At 29.8% G+C, this 14,492-nt stretch carries 14 protein-coding genes, 2 tRNA genes and 1 pseudogene; 13 read left to right on the forward strand and 4 right to left on the reverse strand.

All coding sequences use genetic code 11. The features are described from left to right. Nucleotides 1-83 precede the first annotated feature (83 nt). Nucleotides 84-161 carry a YjcZ family sporulation protein gene (locus J7M77_RS16940; protein ID WP_081721172.1) on the forward strand — a complete coding sequence of 26 codons (78 nt, stop codon included), beginning with the start codon at nt 84-86 and terminating at the stop codon, nt 159-161. A gap of 44 nt (nt 162-205) precedes the next feature. Here the strand turns inward: J7M77_RS16940 and J7M77_RS14610 are convergent, their stop codons facing one another. Further along, a complete protein-coding gene (locus J7M77_RS14610) occupies nt 206-877 on the reverse strand; it encodes a hemolysin III family protein (RefSeq protein WP_296879882.1) in 672 nt (223 codons plus the stop codon). A 73-nt stretch (nt 878-950) separates the two neighbouring features. Beyond that, nucleotides 951-2,030 (reverse strand): AI-2E family transporter, encoded by a 1,080-nt coding sequence (locus tag J7M77_RS14615; RefSeq protein WP_296879884.1) that lies wholly within the window; start codon nt 2,028-2,030, stop codon nt 951-953. A 169-nt stretch (nt 2,031-2,199) separates the two neighbouring features. On the opposite strand from J7M77_RS14615, the gene sufC reads away from it, so the two are divergent. The 12 genes and pseudogenes from sufC (at nt 2,200) to J7M77_RS14675 (ending at nt 14,034) form a co-directional block, all read left to right on the forward strand. Beyond that, complete coding sequence (gene sufC / locus J7M77_RS14620; RefSeq protein WP_296879886.1) at nt 2,200-3,018, forward strand: Fe-S cluster assembly ATPase SufC; 819 nt, start codon at nt 2,200-2,202, stop codon at nt 3,016-3,018. Beyond that, nucleotides 3,018-3,911: a SufD family Fe-S cluster assembly protein gene (locus J7M77_RS14625; protein WP_296879888.1), complete on the forward strand. Its 894-nt coding sequence runs from the start codon at nt 3,018-3,020 to the stop codon at nt 3,909-3,911. The genes sufC and J7M77_RS14625 overlap by 1 nt, the downstream gene beginning before the upstream one ends. Then, nucleotides 3,911-5,137, forward strand: coding sequence for a SufS family cysteine desulfurase (locus tag J7M77_RS14630; RefSeq protein WP_296879890.1), 1,227 nt, complete (start codon nt 3,911-3,913; stop codon nt 5,135-5,137). Before J7M77_RS14625 ends, J7M77_RS14630 begins: the two co-directional genes overlap by 1 nt. Further along, entirely contained in the window at nt 5,121-5,549 is a 429-nt protein-coding gene (gene sufU, locus J7M77_RS14635; RefSeq protein ID WP_296879892.1) for a Fe-S cluster assembly sulfur transfer protein SufU, read from the forward strand. The genes J7M77_RS14630 and sufU overlap by 17 nt, the downstream gene beginning before the upstream one ends. 10 nt (nt 5,550-5,559) lie before the next feature. After that, nucleotides 5,560-6,966 (forward strand): annotated as a pseudogene (gene sufB / locus J7M77_RS14640) (Fe-S cluster assembly protein SufB). Next, nucleotides 6,959-7,495 (forward strand): 5-formyltetrahydrofolate cyclo-ligase, encoded by a 537-nt coding sequence (locus J7M77_RS14645; RefSeq protein ID WP_296879903.1) that lies wholly within the window; start codon nt 6,959-6,961, stop codon nt 7,493-7,495. The pseudogene sufB and the gene J7M77_RS14645 overlap by 8 nt, the downstream one beginning before the upstream one ends. A 62-nt stretch (nt 7,496-7,557) precedes the next feature. Further along, entirely contained in the window at nt 7,558-8,967 is a 1,410-nt protein-coding gene (locus J7M77_RS14650) for an oligosaccharide flippase family protein (protein ID WP_296879905.1), read from the forward strand. A gap of 93 nt (nt 8,968-9,060) precedes the next feature. After that, a complete protein-coding gene (locus J7M77_RS14655) occupies nt 9,061-11,640 on the forward strand; it encodes a cation-translocating P-type ATPase (protein WP_296879907.1) in 2,580 nt (859 codons plus the stop codon). Between the two features lie 30 nt (nt 11,641-11,670). Further along, the gene (locus tag J7M77_RS14660; RefSeq protein WP_296879909.1) at nt 11,671-12,324 is read left to right on the forward strand and encodes a sporulation protein YunB; all 654 of its coding nucleotides are present in this window, start codon (nt 11,671-11,673) and stop codon (nt 12,322-12,324) included. After that, a complete protein-coding gene (locus J7M77_RS14665) occupies nt 12,309-13,151 on the forward strand; it encodes a hypothetical protein (protein WP_296879911.1) in 843 nt (280 codons plus the stop codon). Before J7M77_RS14660 ends, J7M77_RS14665 begins: the two co-directional genes overlap by 16 nt. A gap of 42 nt (nt 13,152-13,193) precedes the next feature. After that, a complete protein-coding gene (locus tag J7M77_RS14670; protein ID WP_296879913.1) occupies nt 13,194-13,679 on the forward strand; it encodes a prolyl-tRNA synthetase associated domain-containing protein in 486 nt (161 codons plus the stop codon). A gap of 184 nt (nt 13,680-13,863) precedes the next feature. Further along, entirely contained in the window at nt 13,864-14,034 is a 171-nt protein-coding gene (locus J7M77_RS14675) for a hypothetical protein (RefSeq protein WP_296879915.1), read from the forward strand. A gap of 171 nt (nt 14,035-14,205) precedes the next feature. Here J7M77_RS14675 and J7M77_RS14680 read toward each other — a convergent pair. Beyond that, nucleotides 14,206-14,279: transfer RNA gene (locus J7M77_RS14680), tRNA-Gly, on the reverse strand. A 7-nt stretch (nt 14,280-14,286) separates the two neighbouring features. After that, nucleotides 14,287-14,362 (reverse strand) — tRNA-Lys (locus tag J7M77_RS14685). Between the last annotated feature and the right edge of the window lie 130 nt (nt 14,363-14,492).

A 14,492-nucleotide genomic window follows, 5' to 3' on the forward strand; every position in this document is an offset into this window, starting at 1 on the left:
ATGTCATGATGTGCATGTATATGTATTATTTATTATTTTAGTTATTATCGGAATCTATTGTATTTAAAAAGGAGGCGAGTAAAATGGCATGCCAAGATAATTCTTTTACATTAGTACTAGTATTATTTATTTTATTAGTTATTATTTGTAATATGTGCTAATTGAACTATACGAATTAACTTTTTAGTTAATTCGTAAGTTCATTTTATATATAAAATACAATAGCTACAAAATGGAGAATAGATGCCAGAGAAATGAAAATATGCCATATAACGTGATTATATGGGATTTTTTTATTAGCGTAGAAAAAAGCACCAATCGAATATAAAATCCCGCCACTTGCAATTAATAAAATAAAAGTAGTAGAAGAATTTTTAATTAATGAAGGTAAAAATAAAACAACGGTCCAGCCCATGACTAAATAGATTGTTAAAGATAGTTTTGGCAGACTTTTAATTGAAATTGATTTATACAAAATTCCGACAAGAACCATTACCCATTGAATGATTAAAATAATGATACCTTGATAGCCTTTAATTAAACAAAGAGCAGCAGGTGTATAACTTCCGGCAATCGCAAAGTAAATAAATATATGATCTAAAATTCTAAAAACCTGCTTATGTGGACTATCATGTTTCATTGCATGATATAATGTTGATACTAAAAACATTAAAAATATACAAATCATAAACACACTTACGCCAAAAGACTGGATAACTCCGCCTTTAATATAACTATAAACAGCACAAACCGGTATCAAAAGTAATGTAACAAACGACATTACACCATGTGTAATACAATTAAATAATTCTTCTTTAAAATACGGCGGAAAAATTCGCTTGATTTTTTTTGAAATCTCATTATTAACTTTGTCCATAATATCACCCACAGCTACTATAATATAATTTTATTTGAATTTCAAATAAAAACGATGCTTTATTAGCATCATTTTAAATAAGATATTTTTTATGATAACGATCTTTGTAAACTTGAATAGCAACTTTGATAGTTACTAAAAGCGGCATGGCAATAAGCATTCCCCAAATACCAAATAAAGACGATCCTGATAAGATACCAAATAATACCCACATGATACCTAAATCGATTTTTGAAGAATAGATTTTAGGAGTAATAATATATGAGGTCACAATTGACTGAATAAAAATCAAAAAGCAAAGAAAGACAATTGTTGAAGTTCCCATTCCTAAACAAGTAATCAATCCTAAACAGTTTGCTGCAATTGGACCAACATACGGAATAATAGAACTAACTCCGGAAATACAGCCTAAAATCAGCCAGTTAGGTTGACCAACAAGTACATACATTACCATAGTTGTAAGCCCTTGAGCGATTGCTCCAATAAAGAAGGCCTTGACGTATTGATTTAAAGAAAGATCAATTTCTCTTAGATATATTGGTAAACGAGCATCAAGCTTAGTAACAATATTTTTAATATAATTACGAATATTATTGAAATTACCAGACATGTAGATTGCTAAGATCGTATAGATCAAAAAATTACTAGTATTGATCAATGCTTGATTTAAAACATCGATTGTTGTATCTAAAACCGCAGAACCATTAAAAAATTTAGTGACACTATTTTCAATATAGATAGTTAATGAAGAAATATCATAATTGAAATTCTTCTTCACAAAACCACCAATTTCATGAAGCCCCGAATAAAAAGCTGGGAATAATTCTGTGATACTTTTAGAAATTAATGGAATAGCCAGTGAAATTAATAAAGTTAAGATCGCAAAAGCTGCTAAATAAACCATTAAAACTGCGATTCCTCGTTTTACCACGTATTTTTCAATATAATTAATTAATGGATTTAAAACATAGGCAAAAGCAAAACCTATTATAAAAGGTTTAGTAACTAGCCAAATTGTTGATAAAACACCATACCATAAATCATTAGTTGACATAAATAGAAGGATGATTACTAATACAATCATTAAATTCAATAAAGTATGGGTGATTTTTTTTGAAGAAATTATTTTAAATAATTCTTTAAGAAATTCCATTTTCACACCCCCGTTTAATATAAATATACCACATTTTGGTTATAATATAAATTGAATTAGATTTCTATTTTAGAAATGAGTATAATATTTTATTGTTAATATTTATCATTTTATTTGTTTTTTATCAATGAATCTAGTAGAATTAATGAAGATAGAAAGGGGCTAAAGTATGTCAATTTTAAAAATAGAAAATTTACATGTAAGTATAGATGAAAAAGAAATATTAAAAGGAATTGATTTAGTTATCAATACTGGTGAGATTCATGCTATTATGGGACCAAATGGAAATGGGAAGTCAACCCTTTTATCAACAATCATGGGGCATCCTAAATATAAGGTCACCAAAGGAAGCATTTATTTAGATGATCAGGATGTATTAAAAATGAGCGTTGATGAGCGTAGTCGAGCTGGATTATTTTTAGGAATGCAATATCCTCAGGAAATTCCTGGTGTTAAAACATCAGATTTTTTAAGAGCAGCAGTTAATGCGCATCAAGAAAAACCAGTTTCATTATTCAAGTTTATTAGAATGTTAGATAAAAATATAGATGAGTTAAAAATGAATGAAAATTTAGCTCATCGTTATTTGAACGAAGGTTTCTCTGGTGGAGAAAAAAAGCGTAATGAAATATTACAAATGAAACTGTTACAACCTAAATTTGCTTTATTAGATGAAATTGATTCGGGATTAGATATTGATGCTTTAAGAATTGTAGGAAAAGCTATCAATGATATGAAAAACGAAAATTTTGGATGTGTGATGGTATCACATTATGAACGTTTATTTGAATTAGTACCACCAAGCCATGTTCATGTAATCGTTGATGGAAAAGTTATTTTAAGTGGTGGTAAAGAAGTTATTGAAAAAATTGATCAAGAAGGATATGAATGGGTAAAAAAATTAGGAGTAACAATTGCAGGCGAAGAAGAAAAACAGCCAATTTTACTTGAAAGTTGTGCCAATAATGAAAGAATTAAATCTAAATAATGGAAAAAATTTCAACTGTAAATAATTATTTAGTATTTCATAATGGCACAATTGAAAACCAAATTTGTAATGAAGATATTTTAATCAATGGCAATAATGTCGTTGTAAATCAAGCAACATCATTACAAATTATCTATCTAATTGATCAAGATGGTGAATATCAGTTTAATTTAGAATTAAATGGAAAATTAGAACTGATAGAATTTTATGATATTAAAGCAGCAAGTACATTGAATAAAAAAATTGATGTTGCTAGAAATGCTGAGATATTGCGTTATAGTGATAATCAAAGTATGGAAAACTGTAAAGCTAATTTATTAGAAGAAATCAATGTTGCAAGAAATGCACATGTGAAAGTAGCTTATGTAGAGTTATCAAATAGTGACATTGAAATGAATATTGATTATAAATTACAAGAAAATGATGCAAATGTTGCTTTAAGATTAGCTTCACTTGCTAAAAAAACAGAAAAAAAACATCTTACCTTATCAATAACCCACCTAGCACCTTATACCATTGGAATAATGGATAATTATGGTGTGGTTAAAGATAATGCAAGTTTAGTCATTGATGGAATTGGAACAATTAAAAAAGGTAATCATCAATCTAATAGTCATCAAGCAAATAAGATCATTGTTTTTGATGAAAAGTGCAATGCTAAAGCTAATCCGTATTTATACATTGATGAATACGACGTAAAAGCCAGTCATGGTGCTAGTGTTGGTAAAATAGATGAAAATCATCTCTATTATTTACAATCTAGAGGATTAAGCCGTGATGCTTCGTTGCATTTAGTGACTTATGGTTACTTCATTCCAGTTTTAGAATATATTGAAAATGATGAATTAAAAGAAAAGTTTAATCAAATTTTAAAAGAGAAGGTGGCTTTTTAATGCTCGATGTAAAAAAAATTCGTTGTGATTTCCCAATGCTTAATGGAACTAAGATGCATGGAAAACCACTAATATATTTTGATAATGGGGCAACTACACTAAAACCGCAGTGTGTAATTGATGCAGTATGTGATTATTTAACTAATTATTCAGGTAATGCTCATCGAGGTGATTATGACTTATCTCATGATGTTGATACTAAATTTGAATATACACGTGATTTAGTTGCTAAACTAATTAATTGTAATCGTAAAGAAGTAGTTTATACATACGGCTCTACTGATAGTTTAAATCTAGTTGCTTTTGGTTATGGAGCCAGCCATTTACAAGCAGGAGATGAAATTTTAATAACTGTTGCTGAACATGCATCAAATACTTTACCTTGGTTTGAATTATGTAATGAACTTGGCTGTAACGTTAAATATATTGATCTAGATGATAAAGGAAGATTAACTGTTGAAAATGTAGAAAAAGCAATTAGCGATAAAACTAAGATCATTGCTATTGCTCAAGTTACTAATGTTTTAGGATTTGATAGTCCAGTTAAGGAGATTTGTAAAATAGCTCATCGTCATGGTATTGTTGTTTGTGTTGATGGAGCTCAAAGTATTCCCCATCAAAAAGTCGATGTCAAAGATTTAGATGTTGATTTTCTAGCTTTTTCTGGTCATAAAATGTGTGGGCCAACTGGAGTTGGAATTTTATATGGAAAATACGATTTATTGCAGGAAACTAATCCAACAAGATTAGGTGGTGGCAGCAATTCTCGTTATAATAGTTGTGGTTCAGTAAAACTAAAAAATGCGCCGACTAAATTTGAAGCGGGAACACCTAATATTGAAGGAGTAATTGGGCTAGGAGCAGCAATTGAATATTTACTAGAAATTGGCATGGTTAATATTCATGAACAAGAATTAAAGTTACGTCGTTATGCGATTGAAAAGATGAAAAAATTAGAAAATTTAGAAATCTATAATCCAGATGGTCAAGGAGCAATTGCTTTCAATATTAAAGGGGTTTTTTCTCAAGATGCTGCTTCATTATTTAACACTTATGGTATTGCCGTAAGAGCAGGACAGCATTGCGCTAAGATCCTTGATGAATTTTTGGATGTTAGTCAGACTTTACGAGTATCATTTTATTTTTATAACACAACTGAAGAAATTGATCAGTTTATTGAAGTATGTAAGAAAGGAGATGATTTTTTAGATGCCTTCTTTGGATAGTATGATGATGCGTGAGATTATTATGGATCACTATGAAAATCCACGTAATCATGGTTTGGTAGAAGATAAAAATTATTGTAGTGTAAACATGGATTCTGAAACTTGCATTGATAATATTGATGTTCAGGCATTAATAGAAGATGGGGTAATTAAAGATATTCGTTTTGATGGTGAAGCTTGTGCTATCTGTACTGCCAGTACTTCAATCATGACAGAACTTTTAATCGGAAAAACAATTGAAGAAGCTAATGAAATCATTGAAAATTATTATAACATGATTTATGAAAAAGATTATGATCCCGAGATTCTTGAAGAAGCAATTGCTTTTATGAATACTCATCGCCAGGCAAATCGAATTAAATGTGCAACTTTAGGATGGACTGGTATTAAACAGATCATCGATAAAGAATAGGAGGAATTATATGGATGATATAAAAAAAGAAATTCCTGATCAAGAGTATGCTTATGGATTTAATGATGGTGATGTTTCGGTCTTTAAAACACCAAAAGGTTTAAATGAAGATATTATTAGAGAGATTTCCCAAATTAAAGGGGAACCAGAATGGATGCTTGAATACCGTTTGAAATCATATCGGTGTTTTTTGGAAAAACCAATGCCAACTTGGGGTGTTGATTTAAGTCGGGTTAATTTTGATGAATATACATATTATATTCGTCCTAGTGATAAACAAACTAATAATTGGGAAGAAGTACCGGAAACAATTAAAGACACTTTTCAAAAATTAGGTATTCCTGAAGCTGAACAAAAATTTTTATCAGGGGTTAGTACTCAATATGAATCGGAAGTCGTTTATCATAATATGTTAAAAGAAGTTCGTGAAAAAGGAGTAATTTTCTTAGATATCGATAGCGGGCTTAGAGAATATCCAGAAATATTTAAAAAATATTTTGATACAGTAATCCCTTATAATGATAACAAATTTTCTGCTTTAAATGGAGCAGTCTGGTCTGGCGGATCATTTATTTATGTACCACCAGGAGTTAAGCTAGATAAACCGTTGCAGTCATATTTTCGTATTAATGCTGAGCGAATGGCTCAATTTGAAAGGACATTGATTATTGTTGATAAAGGTGCAGATATTCATTATGTAGAAGGGTGTACAGCACCAAGTTACTCTAAAGATTCATTGCATGCTGGAGTTGTTGAAATTATTGTTGGTGAAGGGGCTAAGTGTCGTTATACGACAATTCAAAACTGGTCTGATAATATTTTAAACTTAGTAACTCAAAGAGCTAAAGTTTATAAAAATGGATCAATGGAGTGAGTCGATGGTAATATTGGTAGTGCAATTACGATGAAATACCCTACTTGTGTTTTGATGGAAGAAGGAGCTAAAGGTTCTTGTATTACGATTGCAGTAGCTAGAGAAAATCAAATCATGGATTCTGGTTCTAAGATGATTCATTTAGCACCAAATACATCAAGCAGTATTGTTTCTAAATCAGTATCGCGTAATGGCGGTAAAGTAAATTACCGCGGTATGGTACAACATGGTAAAAATGCTTATAATTCAAAAAGTAAAGTTGAATGCGATACATTGATTTTAGATGAACTTTCAACTAGTGATACAGTTCCGGTTAACTGGATGAAAAATAATGATTCGATCATTGAACATGAAGCAACTGTTTCTAAAATTTCTGAAGAACAACTATTTTATTTAATGAGCCGCGGTTTAACGAAAGAGCAAGCTATGGATATGATCATAATGGGCTTTATTGAACCATTCTCTCGCGAATTACCAATGGAATATGCTGTTGAATTAAACCGTCTGATTAAACTGGATTTTGGAGACCAGGGAATTGGATAAAGCAGAGCTTAGAAAACAAATGATCAAAGCACGATTAGATTTAGACAGTATTACATATACTGCTAAATCTAATTTTATTATCAATAAATTAAAGTCAAATCCTGCTTTTATTAAGGCTAAAACAATTGGTATTTATGTTTCTTTTAATCAGGAAGTTGATACTATTGCTTTAATTACTGAGATGCTGGGGAAAAAGAATATCTGTGTTCCTAAAATTGAAGGTAAGGAAATGAATTTTTATTTAATTGATTCTTTGCAAGAATTGAAGGCTAATCGTATGGGTATTCTAGAGCCTGACAATAAAAAACTTGTTTTAAATGATCAAATTGATTTAATGATTGTTCCACTAGTTGGTTATGATAAAAATAATAATCGTTTAGGGTATGGTGGCGGTTATTATGATCGCTATTTAAAAAACTATAACCAGACAACGATTGGACTGGCTTTTAGTTTTCAAATGGTTGATTGTTTACCAGTAGAACCTTTTGATTTACCAATTGATGTAATTATTAATGAAAAATATGATTGATTTTGATATAATATTAAATATAGTTATTTTTAACTAAGGTAAATAAAAAGTAGGGTGGAATTATGTCAAGAGAAAAGAGTTTAATCAAGAATACATTAATTATGGCAGTTGGTACATTTTTACCAAGAATCATTAATTTACTTACAACACCAATAATTAATGGGAGTACAACAGCAGGGCAATATGGACAAATTGATTTAGTTACTTCTACAATTTTAAGTTTTATTGTCCCATTATGTACATTACAATTAGAACAGGCATTATTTAGATTTTTAGTTGATGCAAAGTCTTTAAAGGAGCAAAAACAGACAATTACTAATGGTTATTTAATTATTTTCTTGATGATGTTAATTGCGGGGATAGTTTGCTGGTTCGTTCCTATTGATATGTTTGAAGGCAGTTTAAAGTTCTTCATTATTGGATATATATGGATTGAAATTATTGCAACTACTTCAAGGTTTGTCCTTCGGGCTTTTTCTAAATATAAAGAGTATTCGATTTTAGCGGCATTAGTTGTGGTTGTTAATTTTATTATTGTAGCGATATGTTTATTATATTTAAAGACAGGTTATATTGGAGTTTTAATTGCTTTGATTGCTGCTGATGTAATTGGTTTTTTATATGTTCTATGTGTATGTAATATCTTTAAATATTTTAGTTTTAAATATATTGAAGCTGAATATGCAATCAAAATGTTAAATTATGCTTTACCATTTATTCCTAATCAAGTATCTTGGTATATTAACCAGTTATCAGATCGCTGGATCATTAATATCTTTTTAGGAGCAAGTTCTAATGGGGTATATGCTTTAGCTAATAAAATACCTTCTATTGTTACCATTTTGTATCCGGCATTTAATCTAGCCTGGACTGATTCAGCAACTAGAAGTGTTAACGATCCTGATAGTGCTATCTATTATAATCGGATGTTTAAAATGCTTTATTGTATTGTATCAGCCGGAACAGTTTTGTTATTAGCTGTATCACCATTTATTTTTATGGTTTTGTGTCAAAATGAATCTTTACAGATTGCCTTTATGTATACACCTACTTTAATTTTAGCAATGTATTTTTATTGCTTTTCGCAGTTTTTTGGTAGTATTTATGTAGCTGTAAAAAGTGCTAAGAATATGGCGATAACAACAACAGCAGCAGCTATTATTAATATTGTAATTAATGTTGCATGTATTAATTTAATTGGCGTTCAGGCAGCGGTTATTTCGACTTTGATTGCAAATTTATTTTTAGCTGGATATCGGCTTATTGATTTAAATCGGCATTATTGTCGTTTAAAGATTAATAAGCGATTAACTACGCTAACAATTGTTGTTTTTATTATTTCTATGCTTCTAGCCTGGTCAGGTGATATGAAACTATGGATTGCCAATATTGTTTTTGCTACTATTTTTGCTTATTTTATTTCTGGAGATATTTTTATTAAAATGATTCGTTCGTTTATTAAAAAGAAATAATTTAGAATGTTGAAATTTAATTATTTAAACGATAGTTAAATTTTAACATTTTTTTTATTTGGATTTATATATAGTGTAGATAAGGAGGGCACGATGGAAACTTATCAAAAGACAATTAATCAAATCCAATATGAATTAAATGTATCGAATCAAGGGCTTGATCAAGATGAAATTGAAACTAGAATTGAAAAATATGGGAAAAATGAGATAATTGCCCAAAAAGAACCAGGAATTGTTGTTGTTTTTTTTAATCAGTTTAAAGATATCTTAGTAATTATTTTAATTGTTGCAGCTTTGATTTCAGCTTTTACAGGTGAATTAGAAAGCACCTTGGTAATTATCGCTGTAGTAACTTTAAATGCAGTTTTAGGAACGGTTCAAACAATTAAAGCTCGCAGGTCGCTTGATAGTTTAAAAGAACTATCAATTCCTAAAGTAAAAGTTATTCGTTCTAATAAAAAAATGGAAATATCAGCCGATGAACTTACCGTTGGTGATTTAGTATTAATTGAAGCTGGAGATATTGTTGCTGGCGATGGTCGCTTAAAAGAGGCTAATAATTTACAAATTAACGAAAGTGCTTTGACGGGAGAATCAGTAAGTGTTGAAAAACAGTTATTGCCAATTAATCATAAATGTACAATTGGCGATATGAATAATATGGTTTTTTCAGGCAGTTTAGTAAGTCATGGAACTGGCAGTTATATAGTAACAGCGGTTGGTATGGAAACTCAAATGGGTAAAATTGCAACAATGTTAAATGAGGCCAAACAGCGTTTAACACCGCTACAAAAATCATTAGATGAGTTTTCAATCAGATTATCGATTGGCATTATTTTGATTTGTATCATAGTATTAATAATGGATATCTTTTTTGCTAAAGAACAGCTTTTAGATGCTTTGATGGTTGCGGTAGCTTTAGCTGTGGCTGCTATTCCAGAAGCACTGGGGTCAATTGTAACAATTGTTTTATCAATTTCAACCCAGAAGATGGTTAAAGAAAATGCTATCATCAAAGATTTAAATGCAGTTGAAAGTTTAGGCTGTGTATCGGTTATTTGTTGTGATAAAACCGGAACTTTGACCCAAAATAAAATGACTGCGGTTGATATTTATACTTGCAATCAAGAATATCAAATTGATCAGCTGGATCATCGCAAGTATAATCATCAAGTCTTATTAAAATCGTTTGCTTTGTGTAATAATGCTACTGTTTCTAACGATGATAGTATCGGTGATCCTACTGAGATTGCTTTATTACAAATTTATCAGGATTATTGTTTTACTCATCAATTTGCTTTACAAACTAAACGAATATTAGAATTGCCCTTTGACTCATCACGTAAATTGATGAGTGTAACGTCAAATAATCATTTATATACTAAAGGAGCACCAGAAGTACTGCTTAATCGTTGTAAGACTTTTTTAAATGATGGCTATAAAGAGTTATTAACGAAGCAGGATAAAAAAAGAATTCTACAAAAAAACGAAATATTTGCTAGTCAGGGGAAACGGGTTTTAGCTTTTGCCTATAAAAAATTTTATCGAAATACTCTTACATTAAGTGATGAATATGATCTAGTTTTTATTGGTTTAGTTTCCTTGATTGATCCTCCAAGACTGGAAACATTGCCAGCCGTCAAAGAATGCATAAAAGCCGGAATTAAGCCAATTATGATCACCGGCGATCATGCTACTACTGCCTGCAGTATTGCCAATACAATTGGTATTTTTAAACCCGGCGATCGCTGTTTGGAAGGAAAACAGTTAGATCGCATGTCTGATTATCAATTGTATACTTATTTGCCGCAAATATCAGTTTATGCCAGAGTAGCTCCTGAACATAAGATTAGAATTGTTAAAGCATGGCAAAAAAATGGAGCAGTGGTAGCGATGACGGGTGACGGCGTCAATGATGCTCCGGCTTTAAAACAAAGTGATGTAGGCGTAGCGATGGGAATCACGGGTAGTGAAGTGGCTAAAGATGGTGCTAGTATGATTCTTACTGATGATAATTTTGCCACTATTGTTAAAGCCATCATGACCGGGCGAATCGTTTATACTAATATTAAAAATGCAATCATTTATTTATTATCAGGTAATTTATCAGCGATTATCTGTGTTTTAATTACTTCTTTTTTCATTTTACCAACACCATTTTTACCAGTTCATTTATTGTTTATTAATTTAATTACTGATTCTCTTCCGGCAATTGCTATTGGTATGGAAAAAGGGAATGACGAAATATTACAACAAAGACCACGAAATGTAAATGAATCGCTGTTAAATCTAAAAACAGTGACGCAAATTATTTTTGAAGGAATTATTATTAGTATCTTTACGATGCTGGCTTATTTTATGGGGTTAAGAGTCAATGAACTTACTGCTTCATCGATGGCTTTTGGAACTCTTTGTTTAGCTAGATTATGTCATGGTTTTAACTGTCGAAGTGATTTACCACTAATTAAATTGCCGTTGAATTATTTTAGTATTGCAGCTTTTTTGGCAGGTTTTTTATTACTGCTTTGGATATTGATATCACCGAATTTTCATAGCGTATTTTCAATTAGTGAACTGTCGTTAAAACAATTGGCGTTGATTTTTATTTTGGCAACCTTGCCAAGTGTCATCATTCAAATTAATAAGTTGATCAACTCTAAGCATAATTTATAAGTTGAGTAAATATAATATATTGGTGATTAAATGAAAAAGCGATATTTCGTAATTCTAATAATAATTATTATAGCAATTTTAATTCAGTTAATTTGTTTAAATATAACACCGGCATTACAAAGTATCGCTACTAAAGAAGTAAATCGTTTTTGTCAAATGGTAATTAATAATACACCATTTCCAGTAGAATTAAAACATGATGATTTAATTCAAATTAATCGTAATAATGATGAAATTGCTTCAATTAATTTCAATACTAACTATGCCTCTAGCATTGGTGCCATGCTGGTAAATCAGCTTGAAGAAATATTTTATGCCATTGAAGCAGGTACTTATCAAAAAACAGATGATTCGTTTTATCAAAACAAATTACAACAAATAAGTGATGATAAAGGAGTAATTGCTTCAGTTAAATTAGGATTACTTACAAATAATCCTTTTTTAGCTTATGTTGGTCCTAGTATTAATCTTCGTTATCAAACGATTAGTGCCATTACTAGTTCAATTGAAAAAGATATTCAAAGTTATGGGGTCAATCATGTCATGGTTTCGTTAAAGATTGTGGTTAAAATTAATTTATTAGTTTTATTTCCTTTTTACAATCAAGAATTTAGTCAAGAATATGATTATCCTTTAATAATTGAAGTAATTGAAGGAGAGGTGCCTAATTGGTATCAAAATTAGAAATTTTGCAACGCTTTTATCAAATTTATTTAGACCAGGAAAGCGAATATTTTAAATATCAGGGACGTTTATATTATTTTAATCGAGTGAGTAGTTTTGCTAGCTATTATCCTTTTTATCTGCAAATTTTGGGTTTAAAAGGATTTCAGGTTGTTAATAACTGCTTCAATCATCCTATATCTATGCAACATGTATTATATACTTATCAAATTGAAGATTACAAATTAAATAATTTTATTAATTTATCATTACAGCCAGTAAATAAAACTGTTGAAATAACTAAAATTAAACAAAGCTGGTGTATGATTTTAGATCAAGCTAAAGGTAAACTAGGAAATTATGCTTCAAGATTAAGTCATTTTGAACATTTTATCATCTTGTTTTATTATTATCAGGCCCTTGGTGAAAGTGCAATAAGAATACTAAATTTAATCAATGAAGATAGTTTGATGATGGGAGTGGAGCATTTTTGTTTTAATGATTGTTATGAAGATTTATGTAATCCCAATAATCTAGTTTTTGCTTCGCGCTTAAAAGATTTAAGCAGCAGTTATCAAAAAGGAATTATTACTATTGAACAATTAGATGATTATATAAAATCAGCTTCACTAACCATTGATGAATTAATTTATTTATATGCTAGATTATTATTTCCAAGTGAATTTATGCATTTGGCGCTCAATGAGGATTGCAATGATTTAAATACTAAACAAAAGTTATTAACTTTATATCAAAATATTGATCGGCAGCGGGATTTGCTGGTGATGGCTAGTCACCTTTTAAATCAGTATGTAAAATTGCCTAAATTGACCTGGCTGGAATATTGACAACTAGTGGAATAATGGTAATATCTAATAGAGGTTAAATTTATGGATGTATTGGCATATTTAGACAGATTAAAAATTAATTATACTATTATCGAACATTTACCAGTTTATAGCTTAAATCAAGCTAATATAATCGATCAGATTGATCAACAAATGATTATTAAAAATTTATTTTTATGTGATGATAAACGAAACAATTATTATTTGGTATTATTAAAAAATGATAAGAAGTTAAATTTAAAAAGATTGCAAAAAAGCTTACAATCAAGAAGGTTAACTTTTGCAAGTGAACAAGAATTGAAAACATATTTAGGTGTATATTCTGGAGCTGTTAGTCCATTAGGAATAATTAATGATCAACAAAAATTAGTAACAGTAGTAATTGATAATGATTTAAAGTTAATTGACAAAGTTGCAGTTCATCCTAACATAAATACTAAATCATTAATATTAGCTTTTGATGATTTATTAAAGTTAATTAAAACAAATGGTAATCAATATTGTTTTATCGAATTAAAAGATAATTAATATATAAAAACTTATGATAAGATATAAACAAGATTATATTTAATTTCAAAAATATGAAATATCAGTTAATAGATATTTATATATTGCTTTGACCATGGAATAAAAACAGTTTTACAGTAATCAAACAATGATAGAAAAAATGCAAGTAAGCAAATTATTAAATGAAGATAATTATAGACATTAAATGGATCATGTAAATAGAGTTTTAGAACCGGCTTTAAAATTTGCGCAAAAAGAAAATGCTAACAAAGATATTGTTTCTTTGTTAGCATTATTTCATAATGTAGCTAAGTATAAATTATTTGGCATGGATAATGTTGAAAATGTATCAAATATAAAAAAGATTGTAATGTAGATAAAAACATATTTTCAATTAAAGATATGCCAGTTAATAAATATATATGAAAATGCTTTAGAAAAATGCTTTAGAATGGATAAAATATCCAGATGAATATTTAAAATAAATTTTATAGAATTAAATTTATATATAATAAAAACTTACGAATAATCGTAAGTTATTTTTCAATGGAGCGGGTGATGGGAATCGAACCCACGTAGTCAGCTTGGAAGGCTGAAGTTCTACCATTGAACTACACCCGCAATGAAATGGTGACCCGCAGGCGATTCGAACGCCTGACCCTCTGATTAAAAGTCAGATGCTCTACCGACTGAGCTAGCGGGTCGTTTTGGCTCGGTATGTTGCCCTGTACTCGAATAAAAAAACAATATATAGATGCGTTAAGTCAACAAAATATGGCTTAACGCTTTTTTGTTTTACTTTTTCTTGATAAGGGGAAATGCAATGAGTGACTG

It is taken from the genome of Thomasclavelia sp., assembly GCF_017889095.1.
GTDB lineage: Bacteria > Bacillota_I > Bacilli_A > Erysipelotrichales > Coprobacillaceae > Thomasclavelia.

Excerpts from the sequence above, each read along its gene's own strand:
- J7M77_RS16940 (WP_081721172.1), top strand. The coding sequence starts at position 84 with ATGGCATGCCAAGATAATTCTTTTACATTAGTACTAGTATTATTTATT.
- J7M77_RS14610 (WP_296879882.1), bottom strand. The coding sequence starts at position 877 with ATGGACAAAGTTAATAATGAGATTTCAAAAAAAATCAAGCGAATTTTT.
- J7M77_RS14615 (WP_296879884.1), bottom strand. The coding sequence starts at position 2,030 with ATGGAATTTCTTAAAGAATTATTTAAAATAATTTCTTCAAAAAAAATC.
- sufC (WP_296879886.1), top strand. The coding sequence starts at position 2,200 with ATGTCAATTTTAAAAATAGAAAATTTACATGTAAGTATAGATGAAAAA.
- J7M77_RS14625 (WP_296879888.1), top strand. The coding sequence starts at position 3,018 with ATGGAAAAAATTTCAACTGTAAATAATTATTTAGTATTTCATAATGGC.
- J7M77_RS14630 (WP_296879890.1), top strand. The coding sequence starts at position 3,911 with ATGCTCGATGTAAAAAAAATTCGTTGTGATTTCCCAATGCTTAATGGA.
- sufU (WP_296879892.1), top strand. The coding sequence starts at position 5,121 with ATGCCTTCTTTGGATAGTATGATGATGCGTGAGATTATTATGGATCAC.
- J7M77_RS14650 (WP_296879905.1), top strand. The coding sequence starts at position 7,558 with ATGTCAAGAGAAAAGAGTTTAATCAAGAATACATTAATTATGGCAGTT.
- J7M77_RS14655 (WP_296879907.1), top strand. The coding sequence starts at position 9,061 with ATGGAAACTTATCAAAAGACAATTAATCAAATCCAATATGAATTAAAT.
- J7M77_RS14660 (WP_296879909.1), top strand. The coding sequence starts at position 11,671 with ATGAAAAAGCGATATTTCGTAATTCTAATAATAATTATTATAGCAATT.
- J7M77_RS14670 (WP_296879913.1), top strand. The coding sequence starts at position 13,194 with ATGGATGTATTGGCATATTTAGACAGATTAAAAATTAATTATACTATT.
- J7M77_RS14675 (WP_296879915.1), top strand. The coding sequence starts at position 13,864 with ATGGATCATGTAAATAGAGTTTTAGAACCGGCTTTAAAATTTGCGCAA.